Genomic DNA, 17,642 nt, shown 5'->3' on the forward strand with positions numbered 1-17,642 from the left:
TAGTTCATTGGTTTTATTCGCGAGTAAAAATTATTTGCACAACCTTGCCCGCGTTCGCTAATGAACTAATGAACAAGTGAACAAATGAACCCTACTCCGAACGCAAACTTTTAACCGGATTGGCAAGCGCAGCCATTGCAGCACGATAACCTACCGTAATCCACGCTATAATAAATGTGGATAGTATGGACATCACAAATATTTGTGGACCGATACTAATCCTGTATTGAAAATCCTTTAAGTAATTATGCATTGCCCACCAGGCCAGCGGAGAGGCTATTACAAATGCTATAAGCAGCAATATGCTGAACTCCTTGCCAAACAACCATAAGATGCTGCTGATATTTGCACCCAATACCTTACGAACCCCGATCTCCTTGGTTTTACGTACAGCCATAAATGACACCAGGCCATACAGGCCGAGACAACCTATAATGATTGCGATACCGGCAAACGCTTCAACCAGGATTAGTAATATATTATCCATCTGATAGAAACGGGCAATGGTATCATCCAAAAACTGGTAAGAATACAATTCTTCAGGGAAAGTTTGGTTCCAGATCTTATCAATATCCGCCAGTGTAGCTTTGGCATTACGCATATCTATCTTCACAGCAACGGTAGATAGTGATTGATAGTTAGGCATCACACATAATGGTGAAATCTCCGCATGGAAAGAGTAATTGTAAAAATCTTTCATTACGCCTACAATGGTACCTTTATAGTCGCGGCCATTAATTGCCATTTGTTTCCCTATTACATCCTGCGGTTTAAGGTGCAGTTTATTAACGAAGGTTTCGTTCACCAAAAACTCTTTAACCGAATCGCCTTTGAAGAAGTTTCTGCCGGCAATAAGTTTAATGCCGAAGGTTGAAATGTAATTTTCGTCGGCCTGTTTGGTGTTGATGCTCCAATGCTCGTCTTCGGCACGATTATCATATTGAATACCGGTATTACTATTTGAACGCGACGCCGGCGGGTTATAACAGTAAGATACATTTTCAACACCCTTAATTTCGCTGAGGCGATTACGCATCGTGCTCATTTTCATCTTATCGTTTTGAGGAAGCGGCACAAGCACTACGGCATTTTTATTAAAGCCCAGATCGGCAGTTTGTGAATAATGTAATTGCGATACTACGATGATAGTACCGATGATAAGTACCTGCGATATAGTGAACTGGGTAACTACCAGTACCCTGCGTAACGAAAAACCACCGACATCCTTTTGTGACAGTTTACTTTTAAGCGCTTTAATTGGCTGGAACCTCGCCAGTACCAAACCAGGGTATGAACCCGAAAGAAATACAACAACAAAAGTAATAACAACTATAAAAGCGCTTAATTCGGCCCAGTTAAAGGTCATCCTTGCATGGAAGAGATTGTTTAATGGCGTCAAAGCAATCTCGGATAAACCAATAGCAACTCCCACAGCAATAATGCTGATGATAGCTGTTTCGGCAATAAACTGCCAAAATAATTGAAAAGGCTGACTACCCAATACTTTACGGATGCCTACCTCTTTTGAGCGGTTTAGCGCCTGGGCCGTAGCCAGGTTTATAAAGTTTACCGAGGCCGTAATGATCAGGAACACGCCGATAAAGAACAGCGCCCATAAATAGCTTTTATCGGCATAACCGCCAAGTTCACGGTCAAAGTGCATTTCAGCAATAGGTTGTAATTTAAAGCGCCAAACCTGCAAATCCCTGCCGGTGTAATTCTTTTTAACCAATTGCAGCATGGCTGTTTCAACCTGTGCTTTGGTTACACCCGGTTTCAACTTGGTAAAACCCTGACAGCCGCTGTAAACACCGCCCCAGTTATTTTCACGGCCCTTACCTGCGTACACCTCCATACTTGCATACGAAATAAAGATCTGTTGCTTTTGGTCGGTGTTATTTGGCAAATCCTGCAGCACACCGGTTATAGTAACAGTTATATTATTATCCAGCTTAAAGGTTTTGCCTATTGGGTTATCATTACCAAAATATTTTTGGGCCATTTTTTCGGTAACCAACGCTTCATTCGGGTTAACAAGCATCGTTTTCTTATCGCCTTTAAGCAATGGAAAATTCAGGATATCGAAATACTCGGGCTCAACAAAGGCAACACCGTCATCCTCACCAAATTTTTTCACTTCATTTCCCTTGGTAATAGTGATCAGCGTTTTATTAAAGCTGATATATCTCGCCGTTTTTTCGCTAAAGGCAAAGTCATTTCGATAACCCTTGGCCATCGGTTGCGGAATAGCGCCTACCCGGTCTACACCCTGATCGTGAAACTCGGTATAAAAACGGTAGATCCTGTCTTTATCCTTATGAAAGGTATCAAAACTCAGGTGGTAAGTGATCAGCGTAAATATTAATACCCCACAGGCTATACCCAAAGCCAAACCAATAACACTGATGGTTGCGTAAGCCTTGTTACGCACCAAATTTCGCCATGCAATTTTTATGTAGTTTTTGATCATAAACCCCTCCTAACCTCCCCAAAGGGGAGGAATTGTACTTGTGATATATTTAGTTATTATTTATGTATTTTAATCTTCTTAAAGCCCTCTCCTTTGGAGAGGGTTTGGGTGAGGTTACTCACTTCTCAAACTCTTCACCGGATTGCTCAATGCAGCTTTTATAGCCTGGAAACTTATAGTCACCAACGTTATAATTATAGCGGCAACAGCCGAAAGCACAAATACCCCGGGCCCTATTGTTATCCTGTAATCATATTTTTGCAGCCAATCCTTCAAAAAGTAAAAAGCTACAGGTGTTGCTATTATGCAACTTAACATCACCAGCAAAATAAATTCTTTTGATAGCAGCAGCCATACCTGTGCTATTGAGGCACCCAATACTTTGCGAATGCCGATCTCTTTGGTACGTTGTTCGGCTACATAAGCAGCTAACCCAAACAAACCAAGGCATGAAATAAAAATAGCCAATCCTGCAAAAACACCTGCCAGCTTGCCAACTAATGCCTCGAGGCTAAATTTGCGATTGTATTCCTCATCAACATACTGATAGATATAAGGATACGCCGGGTTATAAGTATCAAAGATCTTCCCTATCTTCTTAATGGCATCCTGCATATTTACGTTAGGTGCCAGGCGATACATGATGTCGTTACCTCCTCTGCCATGATTAAATACAGCAGGCTGCACAGGTGTAAATGGCGATTCCATCAGAGCATCTTTAACCACCCCTATAATGTGAACCCGCCCCAAAAAGCTATAATTTATCACTTTGTTAATAGGATCTTTTAAGCCCATGCGTTTTACGGCAGCCTCATTGATGATCACATTTGTTGTATCAGCTGCCCATTCGGCCGAAAAGTCACGCCCTTCCTTCATGGTCATGCCCATTGTTTTGAAGTAATTAGGCGATACGGAGATAGCGCCAACGTTTATTCCTGTTTCGCCACCTGCTTTTCCGGGCCAGTTATCGATCCCGGTATGGCTATAGATATTGGTAACCGGGCTTGATGCCGACGCCACACTCTCTACCATTCCGCTTGCTATCAGATCGTTTTTTAATGCGCTGTAGTTTTTTTCAAGATCACCGCTCATATCGGTCATCATTAAACGGGTTGAACTATAACCGGTAGGCCTGTTTTTGGCGTATTGTATTTGCTGGTAAACAATAACAGTACTGATAATCAAAGCAACAGAACAGCTAAACTGCATTACTACCAACACCTTGCGCGGCAATGATGCCGAGCTGCCAACCTTAATGGTACCTTTTAATACCTGTACGGGATTAAATGACGACAAGTAAAATGCGGGGCGACTACCTGCCAATAAACCGGTAAATAACACATACCCTATCATCATCACCCAAAACCAAACATTGGTATAAGGAATATTAATGGCACTGCCTACGATAGCATTGAAAGACGGAATAGCCACCTCCACTATCACAATTGACAGCAAAAATGAAATGAAAGTGATCATTACCGACTCCGCGAGGAACTGGGCTATCAGATCGCTGCGTTGCGAGCCGATGGCTTTGCGAACACCTACTTCACGGGCGCGTTTTTCAGACCGGGCTGTAGAAAGGTTCATGAAATTAATACAAGCAATAAGCAGCACCAAAAAACCTATCACGCTAAACATGCGCACATAGTCAATGAAACCACCAACAGCTTTTCCGTTTTTGAAGTCATTATACAAGTGCCATTTTTTAAGCGGATGAATAATTACCTCTGGCTTTGCCGGGCGCATCTGCTCGCTGTGATCGTACACTATATTTTTAATTTTCGGTGCGATTTGCTCCATTGTTACACCGGGTTGCAACTCCAAAAACATATTGAATGAGTTATTAGTCCACATGGTGCGGGAACCTTTCATCCAATCTTCAGTGGCTTCTTTAAAAGCAAAGGGTATTAAAAAGCTAAACTGAATGGTAGCATTTTTCGGGATATCCTTTATAACACCGGTCACCTTCAAATTGTGGCTGTTATCGTAACGTATTACTTTATTTATCGGGTCTGCATCTCCAAAAAGTGCTTTAGCTGTCGATTGATTAATAATAATAGAATTTGGCTGTGCAAAAACGTCCTTAGCATTCCCTTCTATAAAAGGATATTTAAAGATCTGTAGAAAATCGGAATGAGCGGAGCCACCCGATACATAGAGCTTCTTATCCCCTACCAAAAGGTCGTGCCATTGCATGCCTACCCAATCGGCTTCGGCAACGCGTTTGATTCCGGGAATCTCTTTGCGCAATACTTCAGCCAGCGGCAACGAAACCGCGGTCTGTGTATGCTCACCATCATGCTGGGTAGTGAAATGTTGTTCAACCTGGTAAAGCTGCTCATAATTGGGCAAAAACCTGTCGTATGAATATTCATTGACTACCCAAAGACCAATCATCAGCGCAACCGCCATGCCTGCGGCAAGCCCCAATATATTAATTGCACTATAAACCTTGTTGTTAAGGATATTGCGCCAGGCGATTTTTAAATAGCTCTTTATCATGATTCAATTCATTAAGTCATTGGGTCATTATGTCATTTTTACCCGCGTTCAAATGAATAATGACGCGAAGCAAAATGACACAATGAAATTATTCCGACCTCATACTCTTCACCGGGTTGCTCAATGCAGCCTTAACAGCCTGAAAACTCACTGTTGCCAGCGCTATAACAATAGCGGCAATGCCGGCGGCGGCGAAAACCCACCATTGTACAGTTACCCGGTACTGATAACTTTGCAGCCAGTTATTGATTGCATACCAGGCAACCGGAAAGGCAATCAGGCACGAAACTGCAACCAGCTTTAAAAAATCAAGGGATAATAATCCGGTTAAACCGGCTACCGAAGCACCAAGTACCTTTCGGATGCCTATTTCTTTGATCCTTCTTTCGGCAGTATAGGCTGCTAACCCAAACAAACCAAGACACGAGATCACGATAGCCAGCGATGCAAATATGCCCGACAGCTTACCGGTAAGGGCCTCCGTTTTAAACAGCTCATCAAAATCAGCATCAACAAACTTGTATTCGAATGGATAACCGGGGTTGGCGCGTTTATAAACTTCGCCTGCTTTTGCCAGCGCCTCGGTTAAATTAACGCCCTGTTTAAAGCGGATAGTTAAAATGTTATTGTTTTGCGGACGGCTAAACAGCATCAGCGGCGCACCAGAAACATACATGTCATTATAAAGGAAATCTTTAATGATTCCCGCGATTTGGTAGGGTTTACTACCGCCATCCCTGATAATGCCACCTACGTGACCGGCCTTACCCATTTGTTTGGCAAAGGCTTCATTAATGATCACGTTACTGCTATCGAGCTTTGCATTGGCATAAAAATCCCTCCCGGTAAGCAGTTTCATATTCATGGTTGATACAAACTGAGGGCTTACGCTTTCGATAGTGATCAGTGGATTTTTTGAAACATCTTTTCCGTCCCATGAAAAATTATCAGTGTTACTCCAAATTTGTAAAATTGGATATTCACTCAATGAAGCGTCGGCTACAACCCCGGTTTGCTTTAATTCATTATTTACTGCAGCAAAATGATCAGTAAGTTTGCCTTTTGTATCGATATAAACAAGGTTATCTTTTTGATAACCCAGTTGTCTGTTTTTAACGTGCTGAATTTGTTGGTATATAATTACTGTTCCGATAATTAATATGATGGATACTGAAAACTGGATCACCACCAAACTTTGCCTAATAAAACCTGCGCCTGCTGCAGATGGTAACTTGATATTTTTTAATACGGTAATAGGATTAAATGATGACAAGTAAAACGCGGGATAGCTGCCAGCCAGCAAACCGGTAACCAAACCTATCGACAGTAAATAAAACAAATGGATTGGTTTTAAAAGATCGATAAAAAGCTCTTTTTGAACCATAGTATTGAACGATGGCAGAACTGTGTAAACTAAAAACACAGCGACTATTACCGCTATAAACGCCATGACCACCGCCTCAACTATAAACTGAGCTACAAGTTTACCTTTCGCGGCTCCCATCACTTTGCGTACCCCAACCTCCTTAGCCCTTTTCTCAGATCTTGCAGTTGACAAGTTCATGAAATTTATGCAAGCTATGATAAGTATAATACAGGCAATTACCGAAAACAGACGAACATACTCAATACGACCGCCACTCATTTTACCATCAATAAATTTATCACGAAGGTTCCAGTCGTTCATTCCGAAAAGAAAGCAGACAGTTTTATTGCCCTCTTTTTTGGTACCGATGTAGTTGGCCAGCTTTTTATTAACGGCATTAACATCAGCTGTTGGTTCCAACTCTACATAAGTACGAGTCCAGTTGGCGCCCCAATCCTGTTGCCAGGGTTGCACATGGTCGATGTTTTTTAAAGGGGCCAACCAATGTATCTGAAAAGTTGAGTTTTTAGGCAGGTCGGTAAATACGCCGGTAATGGTAAAATCATGTTCATTATCCATTTTTAAAGCTTTGCCAATCGGGTTGGCACTGCCAAAAAACTTTTTAGCCATTGTTGTACTGATCACTACCGAATGCAGCTCCTGAAAAGCATTAGCTTCTTCACCCTTAACGAAAGATAATTTTAGCATCGGAAAAATCTCTGCATCAGCGTAAGTGCCATTTTCGTTAATCACTTTCTCTCCCAGGGCAAATACCATGTCATGGTCTCCACCCATGCGGGCAGCATTTTTCACACCAGGGATATCTGCTTTTAGTGCAGCGGCCATTGGCCCCGGTGTAGCACGAAATGTGGAGGTTTTACCATCATAGGTTTGATTTTCACGAACAGTGTACAGATTATCGCGCTTTACAAAGTTGTGATTAAAGGTAAGCTCATCCTGCACCCACAAGAATATCACGGATGCGCAAGCAACACCTATAGCCAAACCGGCAATATTCAAAAAGCTGTAAGCCCGGTTTTTCATCAGGCCTCGTACAGTGGTTTTAATGTAATTTCCTATCATGGTAGTTGTTCATTGGTTCATTAGTTCATTGGTAATTGTATAGTCCGTTAACTGCAAACTGCCACTGCCAACTGCTACTCACTTCTCAGGCTTTTAACCGGGTTAACAAGTGCGGCTTTAACAGCCTTATACCCTACTGTCAACCAGGCTATTATCAGCGATGATATTATTGCCAGTAAAAAGATCCAGGCACTCATCGAAATGCGGTATACAAAGTTTTGCAGCCAGCCGTTCATAATATACCATGCGGCGGGCATGGCTATCAGGAACGAGATACCTATAAGCACCATAAACTCTTTTGAAAACAGCAATACTATACTACTTACAGATGCTCCTAAAACCTTACGGATGCCAACCTCTTTTGTGCGCTGAACTGCCATGAACGAAACCAACCCGTACAAACCAAGGCATGATATAAAAATGGCTATCCCGGCAAAAATTTTGTACACCAAGGCCATTTTGTTCTCCTGCTCGTAAAATTTGGCAATATTATCATCCAGGAAATAACCGTTATAAGTATATTCGGGATAAGTATTCTCCCACAGTTTTTGCAGCTGCGATACAGTTTTGCTCAAATCAGCAGTTTGGATCTTGATACCTATTTGCCCCTCGAATTTCTTAGCAGGTGATATTACTATTGGTTTTATAGCCTCGCGAAGCGAGTTGGTTTTAAAGTCCTTAACTACCCCTACTATTGGCAGCCATTTGCCGCCGCCCAAGCGTAATGTTTTGCCAATGGCATCATTAGCATTTTGGATACCCAATTTATGGATAAAGGTTTCGTTAACCACGTACTGCCTGACCGTATCACTTACATCGTAGCCTTTGCCGGCAACAAATGTCAAACCATAAGTTTTGAAGTAATCTACGTCGCCAAATTTAAGGTAGGTATTAAAGCCTACGTCCTTGGTTGAGTTATTGAAATCGAAATTTGTACCCCAGTTATTTTCTGATGATGGTACATCCGAAGAGAAACTGATTGCTTTAACATTAGGATCCTGCAACACCTGTTGTTTAAACGATTCCATTTTACGGAGGCTTAAACTATCGGTATAACCAGGAATGATGAGCAAAGCATTTTTGTTAAAACCGAGATCGGCTTTATTTACAAAGTCCATCTGGTTTACCGCTACGATGGTACCAATAATGAGCAATTGTGATATGGCAAACTGTGCAATCACCAATCCCCGGCGAAGCGGGATCCCACCGATAGAAGCTGCCGTTATTTTATTTTTAAGTGCAAGCACCGGCTTAAAGCCTGATACTACCAATGCTGGGTAAATGCCCGATAATAATACAATAGTAATTGTACTGCCCGCTAAAAATAGCAAGCTACCCGTAGTAAATAAGCTGATACTATCGGGCACATTGGCTATATTTTTCAATTGCGGCATGGCCAGCCTCGCTACTGCCAAAGCAATCAGGGCCGAAGTAATAACAATGATTGTTGTTTCGCCAATTACCTGAAAAATCAATTGCGGACGGGTACTGCCCAGCACCTTACGGATGCCAACTTCTTTTGACCGGCCAACAGATTGTGCTGTTGAAAGGTTGATAAAATTGATAGAAGCCATAATAATGATGAGCAAAGCTATGAATGACAGGGTACGCAAGGTAGCCTTGCTGGTACTATGATCACCAAGCGGGTTACCTATCCGGGTATCAAAATGCATATCGGCAAGCGGCTGTGGTAACAGCGTAGTTTGTGCCGATCCCTTTTTAAAATGCTTGGTCGAAAATGCTTTTAACTGTGCGTCGATACTGCTTTTTGACATGCTTGCCGGGAACAACATAAATACCTCATGGCTGCTGCTGGTTGATCCCCATTCGGCGCTGTAGTTGTAATCTTTAGGATGCTGTTTCCAGGTATCGAATGATACCATTACTTTAAACGGAAAATCGCTGTTAACCGGAGCGTCTTCTACAATGCCAGATACTTTCAGCGTTAAAACATTATCCATTTTAAGAATTTTGCCTACAGCATTTGTCCAGTCGCCAAAATACTTAATGGCCGAACTTTTATCCAACACAACCATATCCGGACTGGCCAGTACAGCGGGACTACCAGCGAGCCATTTGTAGCTAAAAATGTCGAAGAATTGAGGCTGAATAAATAGCACGCCAATATTTTCAGTAAATTTCTTATCGCTGCTGTTACTTCCAGCGGCTTGCGGCACTGTAATCTGGCTGCCATAACTGCTGTTCAAAGCTGCCACTTTAGCCTGTGGTATATCCAAACGAAGGGCATCTGTAGCAGGAACAGCAACTCCGGGATTGGTGGTAGTTTCCGACTCGTGCTTTTCCTGGGTAACTATACGATAAATGCTTTTATAATTAGGATTGAAAGTATCAAAACTAAGCTCAAACTGAATAATCACAAAAATGAGCAGGCAGGCAGCCAGGCCAACTGTTAAACCCGCAACATTTATAGCAGAATAGCCTTTATGACGCACGATATTGCGCCAGGCTATTTTGAAGTAATTTTTAAGCATATCGTACAGCAATTTTCGAAATTGATGTAAAAGCTATACCAAAACCAAAAACAATTGAATATCAGATATTTAAGTCAGATAAAAAACATCAACTGTTCGTAAGTGTAACACTTTGTGTACGGTATTGATACAGTGGTTTGATTTCAGATTTGGGATGTTCGATTTAGGATTTGGAGATTTATTTCCTGGGCAACCTCAACGGGTGGAAAGTAAAAACGTCAGATGTTCGAAAAACATCTGACGTTTTCATAAATTGGTTGCTACCTTTTATCTTTCGTCTTTAACCTTTTACCTCAAAAAATCACTCGCTCCTTAAGCTATTTACCGGGTTGGCCAGTGCAGCTTTGATAGATTGGATGCTTACAGTTATTAACGCTATTAAAAGTGCTATGCACGCGGCAACGGCAAAGATCCACCATGTGATATTTGTGCGGTATGCGAAATCCTGCAGCCATTTGTTCATCATGTACCAGGCCACCGGGAAAGCAACGATGTTGGCTATGACAACTGTTTTTAAAAACTCGGCAGATAGCAGTCCTATTATATTTTGAACACTGGCGCCAAGCACTTTACGAATACCTATTTCTTTTACCCGCTGTTCGGCGGCAAAGGCTGCCAGGCCGAGTAAACCCATGGCCGATATTGCAATGGCTATAATGGCGAAAGCGGCTATCAATGTTGACGAACGCTGTTCAGCATGGTAAAGTTTATTGTACCCGTCATCAATAAAACTATAATCAAACGGCTGGTCGGGAACAAATTCATTCCATACATTTTGGGCTATCTTTATAGCTACCGCCGTATTACCTGGAGTTGTTTTAATATAAAAGCTCCTTGCCCAATCGGTATGATTATTAATAACCATAGGGCCTATCTTTTCATGAAGACTCCTGAAGTTAAAATCTTTCACCACGCCGGCTACTATGCCAGAGTCGCCGTTAAACTTAAACCGCTGCCCGATAACGGGTTTATGAATCCCGAGCTGTTTCACTGCGGTTTCATTCAAAATTACATTATGCTGATCCGAGCCATTTTTATCAAACCAATGCCCATCGGCCATTTTAAGGCTTAGTATATGTTGAAATTTTTCATCGGCCGATATGGTGGAAACCGAGGGTTTATAATCAAGTGGCCTGCCTTCCCAATCCATTGATCCTGAAACCTTGTTGCTATTATTAAAAAAGGCATCGTTGGCCGATTGAGAGACCTCAGCTATCGCGCTTTGCTGTGTTAATTCGCTGGCGATGCTTTTTAATTTCGACTCCCTTGTTTTATCGTCCAACCCAAGCACCTGCCATGGTATAGTCATTACAAAAACATGTTCGCGCTTATAACCTAAATCAGCATTTTTCATAAAATTAAGCTGGCGATAAATGATCATTGTGCTGATGATAAGCATCACAGAGATACCAAACTGCAAAACAACCAGCGTTTTACGGATGCCACCATCTTTAAACTTCAATAACGCCCTACCCTTAAACACACTTAATGGCTTAAATGACGATAATAATACAGCCGGATATAGGCCATTGAAAACAAAGCAAACTATCAGTGTACCCAACAATATCAACCATGTAATACTGGATGTTAGTGGTTGTACAAAATGCTTTTCGGTAACCTGGTTAAACCAGGGCAGGCAAATCTGGATAAATAAAATAGCAAATAATAACGATAAGAAACTAACAACCAATGATTCGGACATAAACTGGGCAAAAAGCTGCCTCCTGCCCGCTCCTACAATTTTACGTACGCTCACCTCTTTTGAACGCACACTTGCCCTTGCGGTAGTTAGGTTTACATAATTAATGCATGCTGTTGCCAAAAGTAAAAAAGCCAGGATCAGGAAAATGTTAACCAATTTGCGGTTGCCGCTTTCAAATGAGGTGCTTAGCAAACCACTTTCAAAATGGATATCTTTTAGGCCAATTACACTCATGGTTGTATTTTCGCTGCCCTTGTTATTTTTCCTGATAATTTGGGTTAGCTTTTTGCCTACCTCTTTAATATTTACGCCCGGCTGCAGCTTTAAAAATGTGAGGCCGCTGTAATTACCCCAATTGCTCGCCTGTTCTTTTTCATGTGCATTGCTTAGTTTAGCCTCTACCGGCATCAATATATCGTACTGAAAGCTTGAATTTGCAGGATTATCCTTAACTACTGCCTGTACCTGGTAGTTCATGGAGTCAACTTTCAGCATTTTGCCAACGGCTTCGCCATTACCAAAATATTTCTTTGCTGTTGATTCTGTCAGGATTAAACTAAATGGATTTTTCGAAAAGCTATCGGCGCTTCCAGCGATAAAATCGTAATGGAATACTTTGAACCAATTAGCATCTATATATGCATACTTTTTTCCGATATCAGTTGGTTATTATGATGTACCGTCATCATATAACCCGGCCACAAAAACGTATAATTCTTTAAACCGGGTATTTCCTGCTTAGCAACGGGGCCTAACATATAAGGAGACGACTCCCAATCCCACACTTCGTCTTTCGTCAGGCTTAGTTTCGTTTTTACCCGGTAGATATTATCAACGTCCGGGTGATAATTGTCAAAACTAAACTCGTTTTGTACCCATAGCATAATAAACACCGCCGCGGTGATGCCGATGGTTAGCCCCGCAATATTAATCAAACTAATAGTGCGGTGCTTAGCTAAATTACGGAATGCTACTTTAAAATAATTTCTGAGCATATTAATTAGTCATTATTGCATAGTCATTAAGTCATTTTGCTTTTCTAAATCATCAATCAAAATGACTTAATGACGCGAAGCAACTGACTCAATGACCAATTATTCAGAACGTAAACTCTTTGTTGGATTAGCCAATGCCGCTTTGATTGTTTGAAAACTTGAAGTGATCAATGCAGTTAGCAACATTCCCGCGCCGCTTGCTGCAAAGATCCACCAACTGATGGTTGTGCGGTCTGCAAAGCTTTCCATCCATTTGTTCATGGCGTACCAGGCCAGTGGAGTTACCAAAACAAATGCCAGCACAATGAGCATCACCAACTCGGTTGAAAGCAGGGTGACTATCTGTGCTACCGTAGCGCCAAGTACTTTCCGTACACCTATTTCTTTGGTGCGTTGATTGGTATTATAAATGGCCAAACCTAATAAACCAAGGCAGCTGATAAAGATCGATAAACCGGTTGCCCAGGTTAGCAAAGTTGATGTATGTTGCTCAGCATCGTAAAATTTGGCGATGCTTTCATCAAAAAAGCTATATTCAAAATCGTCTTCAGGATAAATCTCTTTCCACGCCTTTTCCATTGATACGATAGCTTTTTTCCATTCGTTGCCTCCGGCAGTTTGCGGCTTAAGCGCTATATGAAAGGTACCGTTGTTGTAATAACTGTTACTGATATGAATGCAGGTAGGTTTAATTGCCGAATGCAATGATTCAGAATAAAAGTCGGCCACTACACCTATGATCTGCATTCTTTTATCGCCATTAAACTTATCAATATATTTACCTACAGCATCAGCAGGATTTTTAAACCCTATTAGTTTTGCGTAAGTATTATTAATTAAAAATGCCCTGGTACTGTCGCCATATTGTATATTACGTCCGGCCAAAAGTTTAAGCTTGTATACATTAATATAATTAGGGTCGCCGTACTTTTCGTACAATTCAATCTTTATTTCCTTTTTGCCATCTATGTACGTAGCTTCCGTTGAATTGGTGCTGGTTGATGACGGAGCGGCCTTACCCGCGCTTACCAGCTCAACCTGAGGTATCGCCTTTAATTTGTTCATAAATACCTGGTTCTTACTAAGCGTTCGATTTTTCCAGGGTGAATTAATGATTAGGATGGCGTCCTTTTTAAAACCCAGATCTTTTGTAAGTGCATAATGAATCTGTTTGCCTACCAGCACAGTAGCCATTATAAAAAACTGGGCGATAACAAATTGAGTTACGGTTAATGATTTACGTAACCACGCATTACGGGCTTTACTACTGTTTGATGATGCCTGGTTTTTAAGAACCAAAACAGGTTTATAGCCTGATAGCAAAGCTGCGGGGTAAAAGCCCGACAATAAGCTTACCACTATTATCAATAAAAAAGGAACACAAAAAGATGGGGCTGGTGCAGCAGGTCAAGTTTAACACCTTCCGCTATAAAATCTTTAAACAGTTTTAATATTACAGGCGCCAGCGTCACCGAAATGATTACAGCCAAAAGAGTTATAATAAACGTTTCACTCAGAAACTGTGTTATAAGCTGGGCGCGGCTGCTTCCCATTGTTTTACGCACGCCAATTTCCTTGGCCCTTTGAGTGGCCTGTGCGGTAGTTAAATTAACAAAATTAATACAACCTAATAATAACAGGAAAGCAGCTATAACCAGTAAACCGTAAAGCGTTGTTTTGTTAGCCGGATTACCGGAATCAAATGTTCCGTATATACTATTAAAATGCAGATCGCTCAAAGGCTGCAATGTAAAATTACGTGTGTTGCCTTTATTTTCGGGTTTTGGCGGGTTGTTCTTTTTAAGAATAACGTTTAGTTGCTTTTCAAAATTAGCTGCAGTTGTATTAGGTGCCAGCTTAACAAAAAGAATAGATGAAGATGTAGTCCCCCCCAGTTGGTAAGGCTTAGTTCGTCAGAGAGTGCTTTATTAGTTTTTGCGGTTGAGTAGGAAATAAAATCGTGAAACGTAAAATCGTTGTTGCCCTTTAATGGTTCAACAATACCGCTCACGGCCACACTAATCGTATCATAAGTAATTACCCTGCCCATCATCTGGCTATATGACAGTTGAGGGAAATATTTTTTTGCCTGATCTGAAGTGAGCACGGTTTGGTTTGGCGCATTCAAGGCAGTACTGGCCGATCCTGCAAGCCAGTTGTATTTAAACATGCTGAAATACCTGCCATCCGCAAGGATCACATTATCCTGTAGTTTAAACTTAACAGGAACGCCCGCTTTTCCGGGGATAAATACATTAGGCTGATCCAACAGGAAAAATGGCACGGTAAGTTCCACCCCACTCACACCATTTCTTACAGCTTCGGGCACCGGGCCTGATACGCCGCGGTTATGCGCTTCTTCGCCGGAAAAGGTATAGTTTGAAACTACCCTGTAAATCCGGTCGCCGTTATCAAAGTTTTGATTAAACGTAAAATCAAAATGGACTATCAGGTAAATCACCAGCGCCGAACTGATCCCTATAGACAAACCGATTACATTTATGAATGTAAAAAACTTATGCCTCCAAAAGTTACGTAGTGCGATTTTAAAATAGCTTTTAAACATATTGTCAGGTCATTATATCATTAGGCCATTAAGTCATTTTTGACTCGCGCTAATCAAAAAATGACTTAATGACGCGAAGCAAAATGACCTGATGACAATTTATTCAGAACGTAAACTTTTAACCGGGTTGGCCAATGCTGCTTTTATTGTATTTAAACTTACCACAATCAGCGTTAGCAATAATATCAACAAGCCAACCGCGCTAAACAGCCAAATGTTAATATTGATGTGGTAGGTGTATTTTTGGAGCCAGTTGTGCATAATCCACCAGGTTAAAGGCACGGCTATGACAAATGCTATGGCCACCAACTTTAAAAACTCTGTAGAGATAAGCACCAGTAACTGTTGCACGCTGGCCCCCAAAACCTTGCGGATGCCGATCTCTTTAAAGCGTTTTTCGATGGTAAATGAGGCCAGACCTGCCAGTCCCATGCAGCAAAGAAAAATAGCCAGACCCGCAAATATGTTGGTGATACGGCTGATCAGCTCTTCTGTGAAAAACTTTTTACCAAACTCCTGGTCAACAAAGTGATATTCGAAAATGTCGGCGGGACTGTATTTGGCATAAATATTTTGAAGTAACCGGATCCCATCCTGCGGTTTCACCCCCGCATTTAACCTTATATCCATGTAACCCGAGCTGTTATGATCAGCAAAAACCATCATCGGATCAACCGGAACATAGGGCGATGACATTACTACATTATCTGTAATGCCAATCACCGTAAACTTCTTCGAGCCATATTGCAACTGCATGCCAAGCGGCCTTTTAACCTGCATAGCCTCAACCGCGGCCTTGTTCAGTAACACGGCTGATGTATCCGAAGGCATACCGGTAAAATCAGTCCCCTGCAATACTTTAATGCCCATGGTTTTGATGTAATCAATATCCGCGGTCATATTGGAGAATATGATATCGGCATTGGCTGGTTTACCCGCCCAGTTTGGCGGGCCCGAACGCCATGAAATTTGGGTAACCATGGCCGATGTACGAGTAACACTGTTAATAATACCCGATTTAAGCAGATCGTTTTTTATCGCGTTGAAGCTTTTATCGGTATTGGCTGTAGAGGGAACCATGATCAGGTTATCGGAATTATAACCCATGTTACGGTTTTTCACATGCTCAATTTGCCGGTAAACAATAACGGTAGCCGAGATCAGCAATATCGAACCTATAAACTGGAATACCACTAAAATACGGCGAGGAGTAATAGCGCCCTTACCAGCCACAAATGTACCCTTTAATACTTTTACAGGGTTAAATGATGATAGATACAAGGCAGGATAACTACCGGAAACTAATCCTGTAAATAAAATTATAACTAACGCCCCCAGCCAAAATACAGGCTGGTTAAGGTTTAACTGCAACTGCTTTTCTATCAACAAATTAAATTGAGGTAATAACAGATAAACGCAAAACACAGCGCAAAGAAAAGCAGTAACAACCAGGGTCATCGATTCGAAAAAGAATTGCAGTACTAACTGCCCCTTACTTGAACCCAGCGTTTTTCGAACGCCTACCTCTCTGGCCTTTTTCTCTGACCGTGCGGTAGATAGGTTCATGAAATTGACACAAGCTATCAGTAGGATAATAATGGCAATGATGATAAAGAAGCGCACATATTCTATCATGCCGCCAACGTTTTTACCATCTTTAAAATCGCTGTACAAATGCCACTTACTCATCGGAAAAGTAAAGTATTTGCTTATTTTATCCGTATTGTGCTGAAACATTACGTCGGTAATATATTTATCAACCTGGGCTATATCCGCGTTATCGGTGGTTTGAACATAAACCTCCCATGATGATCCCTGCCAACGGTTAAGCGCATCCTTTACACCCGGATCATTAAGATTATAAGGTGCGATGAAGTCAAATTGTTGCGTGGTATTATTAGGCGGATCAGCCACTACAGCAGTTACTTTATACGATAAGGCGTTATCAACTTTTACCACTTTGTTAATCGGATCGGCATCTCCAAATAAAGCCTTCGCTGTTGAAGCCGTAAGCACCACCGATGTTGGATCAATTATCGCGGTAGCAGCATCACCCTTGATAAAATGCCAGGAAAACATATCGAAATACTTCCCGCTAACTTGATAGCCTTGTTTTTTTATTTTAACATCGCCAACGTTAAACTGGTGTTGCTCAAGGTGGGATGTCATTACCGCGTTTTTGATTTGCGGGTAGCCACTTTCAAGCGCTTTAGCCAGCGGAAATACCATGTTAGGATCGGTAAAGATGTTGTTCTTAAAATCGCGGTTGGCGTAAACCTGGTGTATGTTTTTATAACTTCTATGGATCTTGTCGTAAGCAAGCTCATTTTGCACCCATAAAAAAATAAAAATAGTGCAGGTAATACCAATAGTAAGCCCCAACAGGTTTGTGATGGAGAACGCACGGTTCCTGTTAAGGCTACGCCATGCTATTTTAACATAGTTTTTTATCATTGTTATTGGTCA

Annotated in this window: 10 protein-coding genes; all 10 read right to left on the minus strand. The window is 41.5% G+C overall.

Translation table 11 applies throughout. The features are described from left to right. Positions 1 to 91 precede the first annotated feature (91 nt). Positions 92 to 2,470: an ABC transporter permease gene (locus ACRQ5D_RS25345; protein WP_091163848.1), complete on the minus strand. Its 2,379-nt coding sequence runs from the start codon at positions 2,468 to 2,470 to the stop codon at positions 92 to 94. A gap of 114 nt (positions 2,471 to 2,584) precedes the next feature. Then, the gene (locus ACRQ5D_RS25350) at positions 2,585 to 4,972 is read right to left on the minus strand and encodes an ABC transporter permease (RefSeq protein WP_091163846.1); all 2,388 of its coding nucleotides are present in this window, start codon (positions 4,970 to 4,972) and stop codon (positions 2,585 to 2,587) included. An 88-nt stretch (positions 4,973 to 5,060) separates the two neighbouring features. Beyond that, positions 5,061 to 7,421, minus strand: a complete 2,361-nt coding sequence (locus tag ACRQ5D_RS25355; RefSeq protein WP_091163844.1) for an ABC transporter permease — start codon at positions 7,419 to 7,421, stop codon at positions 5,061 to 5,063. 74 nt (positions 7,422 to 7,495) lie between these two features. Then, a complete protein-coding gene (locus ACRQ5D_RS25360; RefSeq protein WP_091163842.1) occupies positions 7,496 to 9,913 on the minus strand; it encodes an ABC transporter permease in 2,418 nt (805 codons plus the stop codon). Positions 9,914 to 10,214: 301 nt separating this feature from the next. After that, a complete protein-coding gene (locus ACRQ5D_RS25365) occupies positions 10,215 to 12,272 on the minus strand; it encodes an ABC transporter permease (RefSeq protein ID WP_432329863.1) in 2,058 nt (685 codons plus the stop codon). Continuing rightward, complete coding sequence (locus ACRQ5D_RS25370; protein ID WP_432326988.1) at positions 12,248 to 12,610, minus strand: ABC transporter permease; 363 nt, start codon at positions 12,608 to 12,610, stop codon at positions 12,248 to 12,250. Before ACRQ5D_RS25370 ends, ACRQ5D_RS25365 begins: the two co-directional genes overlap by 25 nt. 99 nt (positions 12,611 to 12,709) lie before the next feature. Further along, positions 12,710 to 13,969 carry an ABC transporter permease gene (locus tag ACRQ5D_RS25375; protein WP_432326990.1) on the minus strand — a complete coding sequence of 420 codons (1,260 nt, stop codon included), beginning with the start codon at positions 13,967 to 13,969 and terminating at the stop codon, positions 12,710 to 12,712. 5 nt (positions 13,970 to 13,974) lie between these two features. Further along, positions 13,975 to 14,349, minus strand: coding sequence for an ABC transporter permease (locus tag ACRQ5D_RS25380; protein WP_432326991.1), 375 nt, complete (start codon positions 14,347 to 14,349; stop codon positions 13,975 to 13,977). Positions 14,350 to 14,423: 74 nt separating this feature from the next. Next, positions 14,424 to 15,176 carry an ABC transporter permease gene (locus ACRQ5D_RS25385; RefSeq protein ID WP_432326993.1) on the minus strand — a complete coding sequence of 251 codons (753 nt, stop codon included), beginning with the start codon at positions 15,174 to 15,176 and terminating at the stop codon, positions 14,424 to 14,426. A gap of 99 nt (positions 15,177 to 15,275) precedes the next feature. Beyond that, positions 15,276 to 17,630, minus strand: coding sequence for an ABC transporter permease (locus ACRQ5D_RS25390; RefSeq protein WP_091163836.1), 2,355 nt, complete (start codon positions 17,628 to 17,630; stop codon positions 15,276 to 15,278). Between the last annotated feature and the right edge of the window lie 12 nt (positions 17,631 to 17,642).

Origin of the sequence: Mucilaginibacter sp. P25, from assembly GCF_050859465.1 — a bacterium.
In the GTDB taxonomy this organism is placed as follows: Bacteria; Bacteroidota; Bacteroidia; order Sphingobacteriales; family Sphingobacteriaceae; genus Mucilaginibacter; species Mucilaginibacter gossypii.

What these genes read in the sequence shown, in the direction of transcription:
- ACRQ5D_RS25370 (WP_432326988.1), bottom strand. Translation starts at nt 12,610, where the DNA reads ATGCTCAGAAATTATTTTAAAGTAGCATTCCGTAATTTAGCTAAGCAC.
- ACRQ5D_RS25360 (WP_091163842.1), bottom strand. Translation starts at nt 9,913, where the DNA reads ATGCTTAAAAATTACTTCAAAATAGCCTGGCGCAATATCGTGCGTCAT.
- ACRQ5D_RS25385 (WP_432326993.1), bottom strand. Translation starts at nt 15,176, where the DNA reads ATGTTTAAAAGCTATTTTAAAATCGCACTACGTAACTTTTGGAGGCAT.
- ACRQ5D_RS25345 (WP_091163848.1), bottom strand. Translation starts at nt 2,470, where the DNA reads ATGATCAAAAACTACATAAAAATTGCATGGCGAAATTTGGTGCGTAAC.
- ACRQ5D_RS25390 (WP_091163836.1), bottom strand. Translation starts at nt 17,630, where the DNA reads ATGATAAAAAACTATGTTAAAATAGCATGGCGTAGCCTTAACAGGAAC.
- ACRQ5D_RS25355 (WP_091163844.1), bottom strand. Translation starts at nt 7,421, where the DNA reads ATGATAGGAAATTACATTAAAACCACTGTACGAGGCCTGATGAAAAAC.
- ACRQ5D_RS25350 (WP_091163846.1), bottom strand. Translation starts at nt 4,972, where the DNA reads ATGATAAAGAGCTATTTAAAAATCGCCTGGCGCAATATCCTTAACAAC.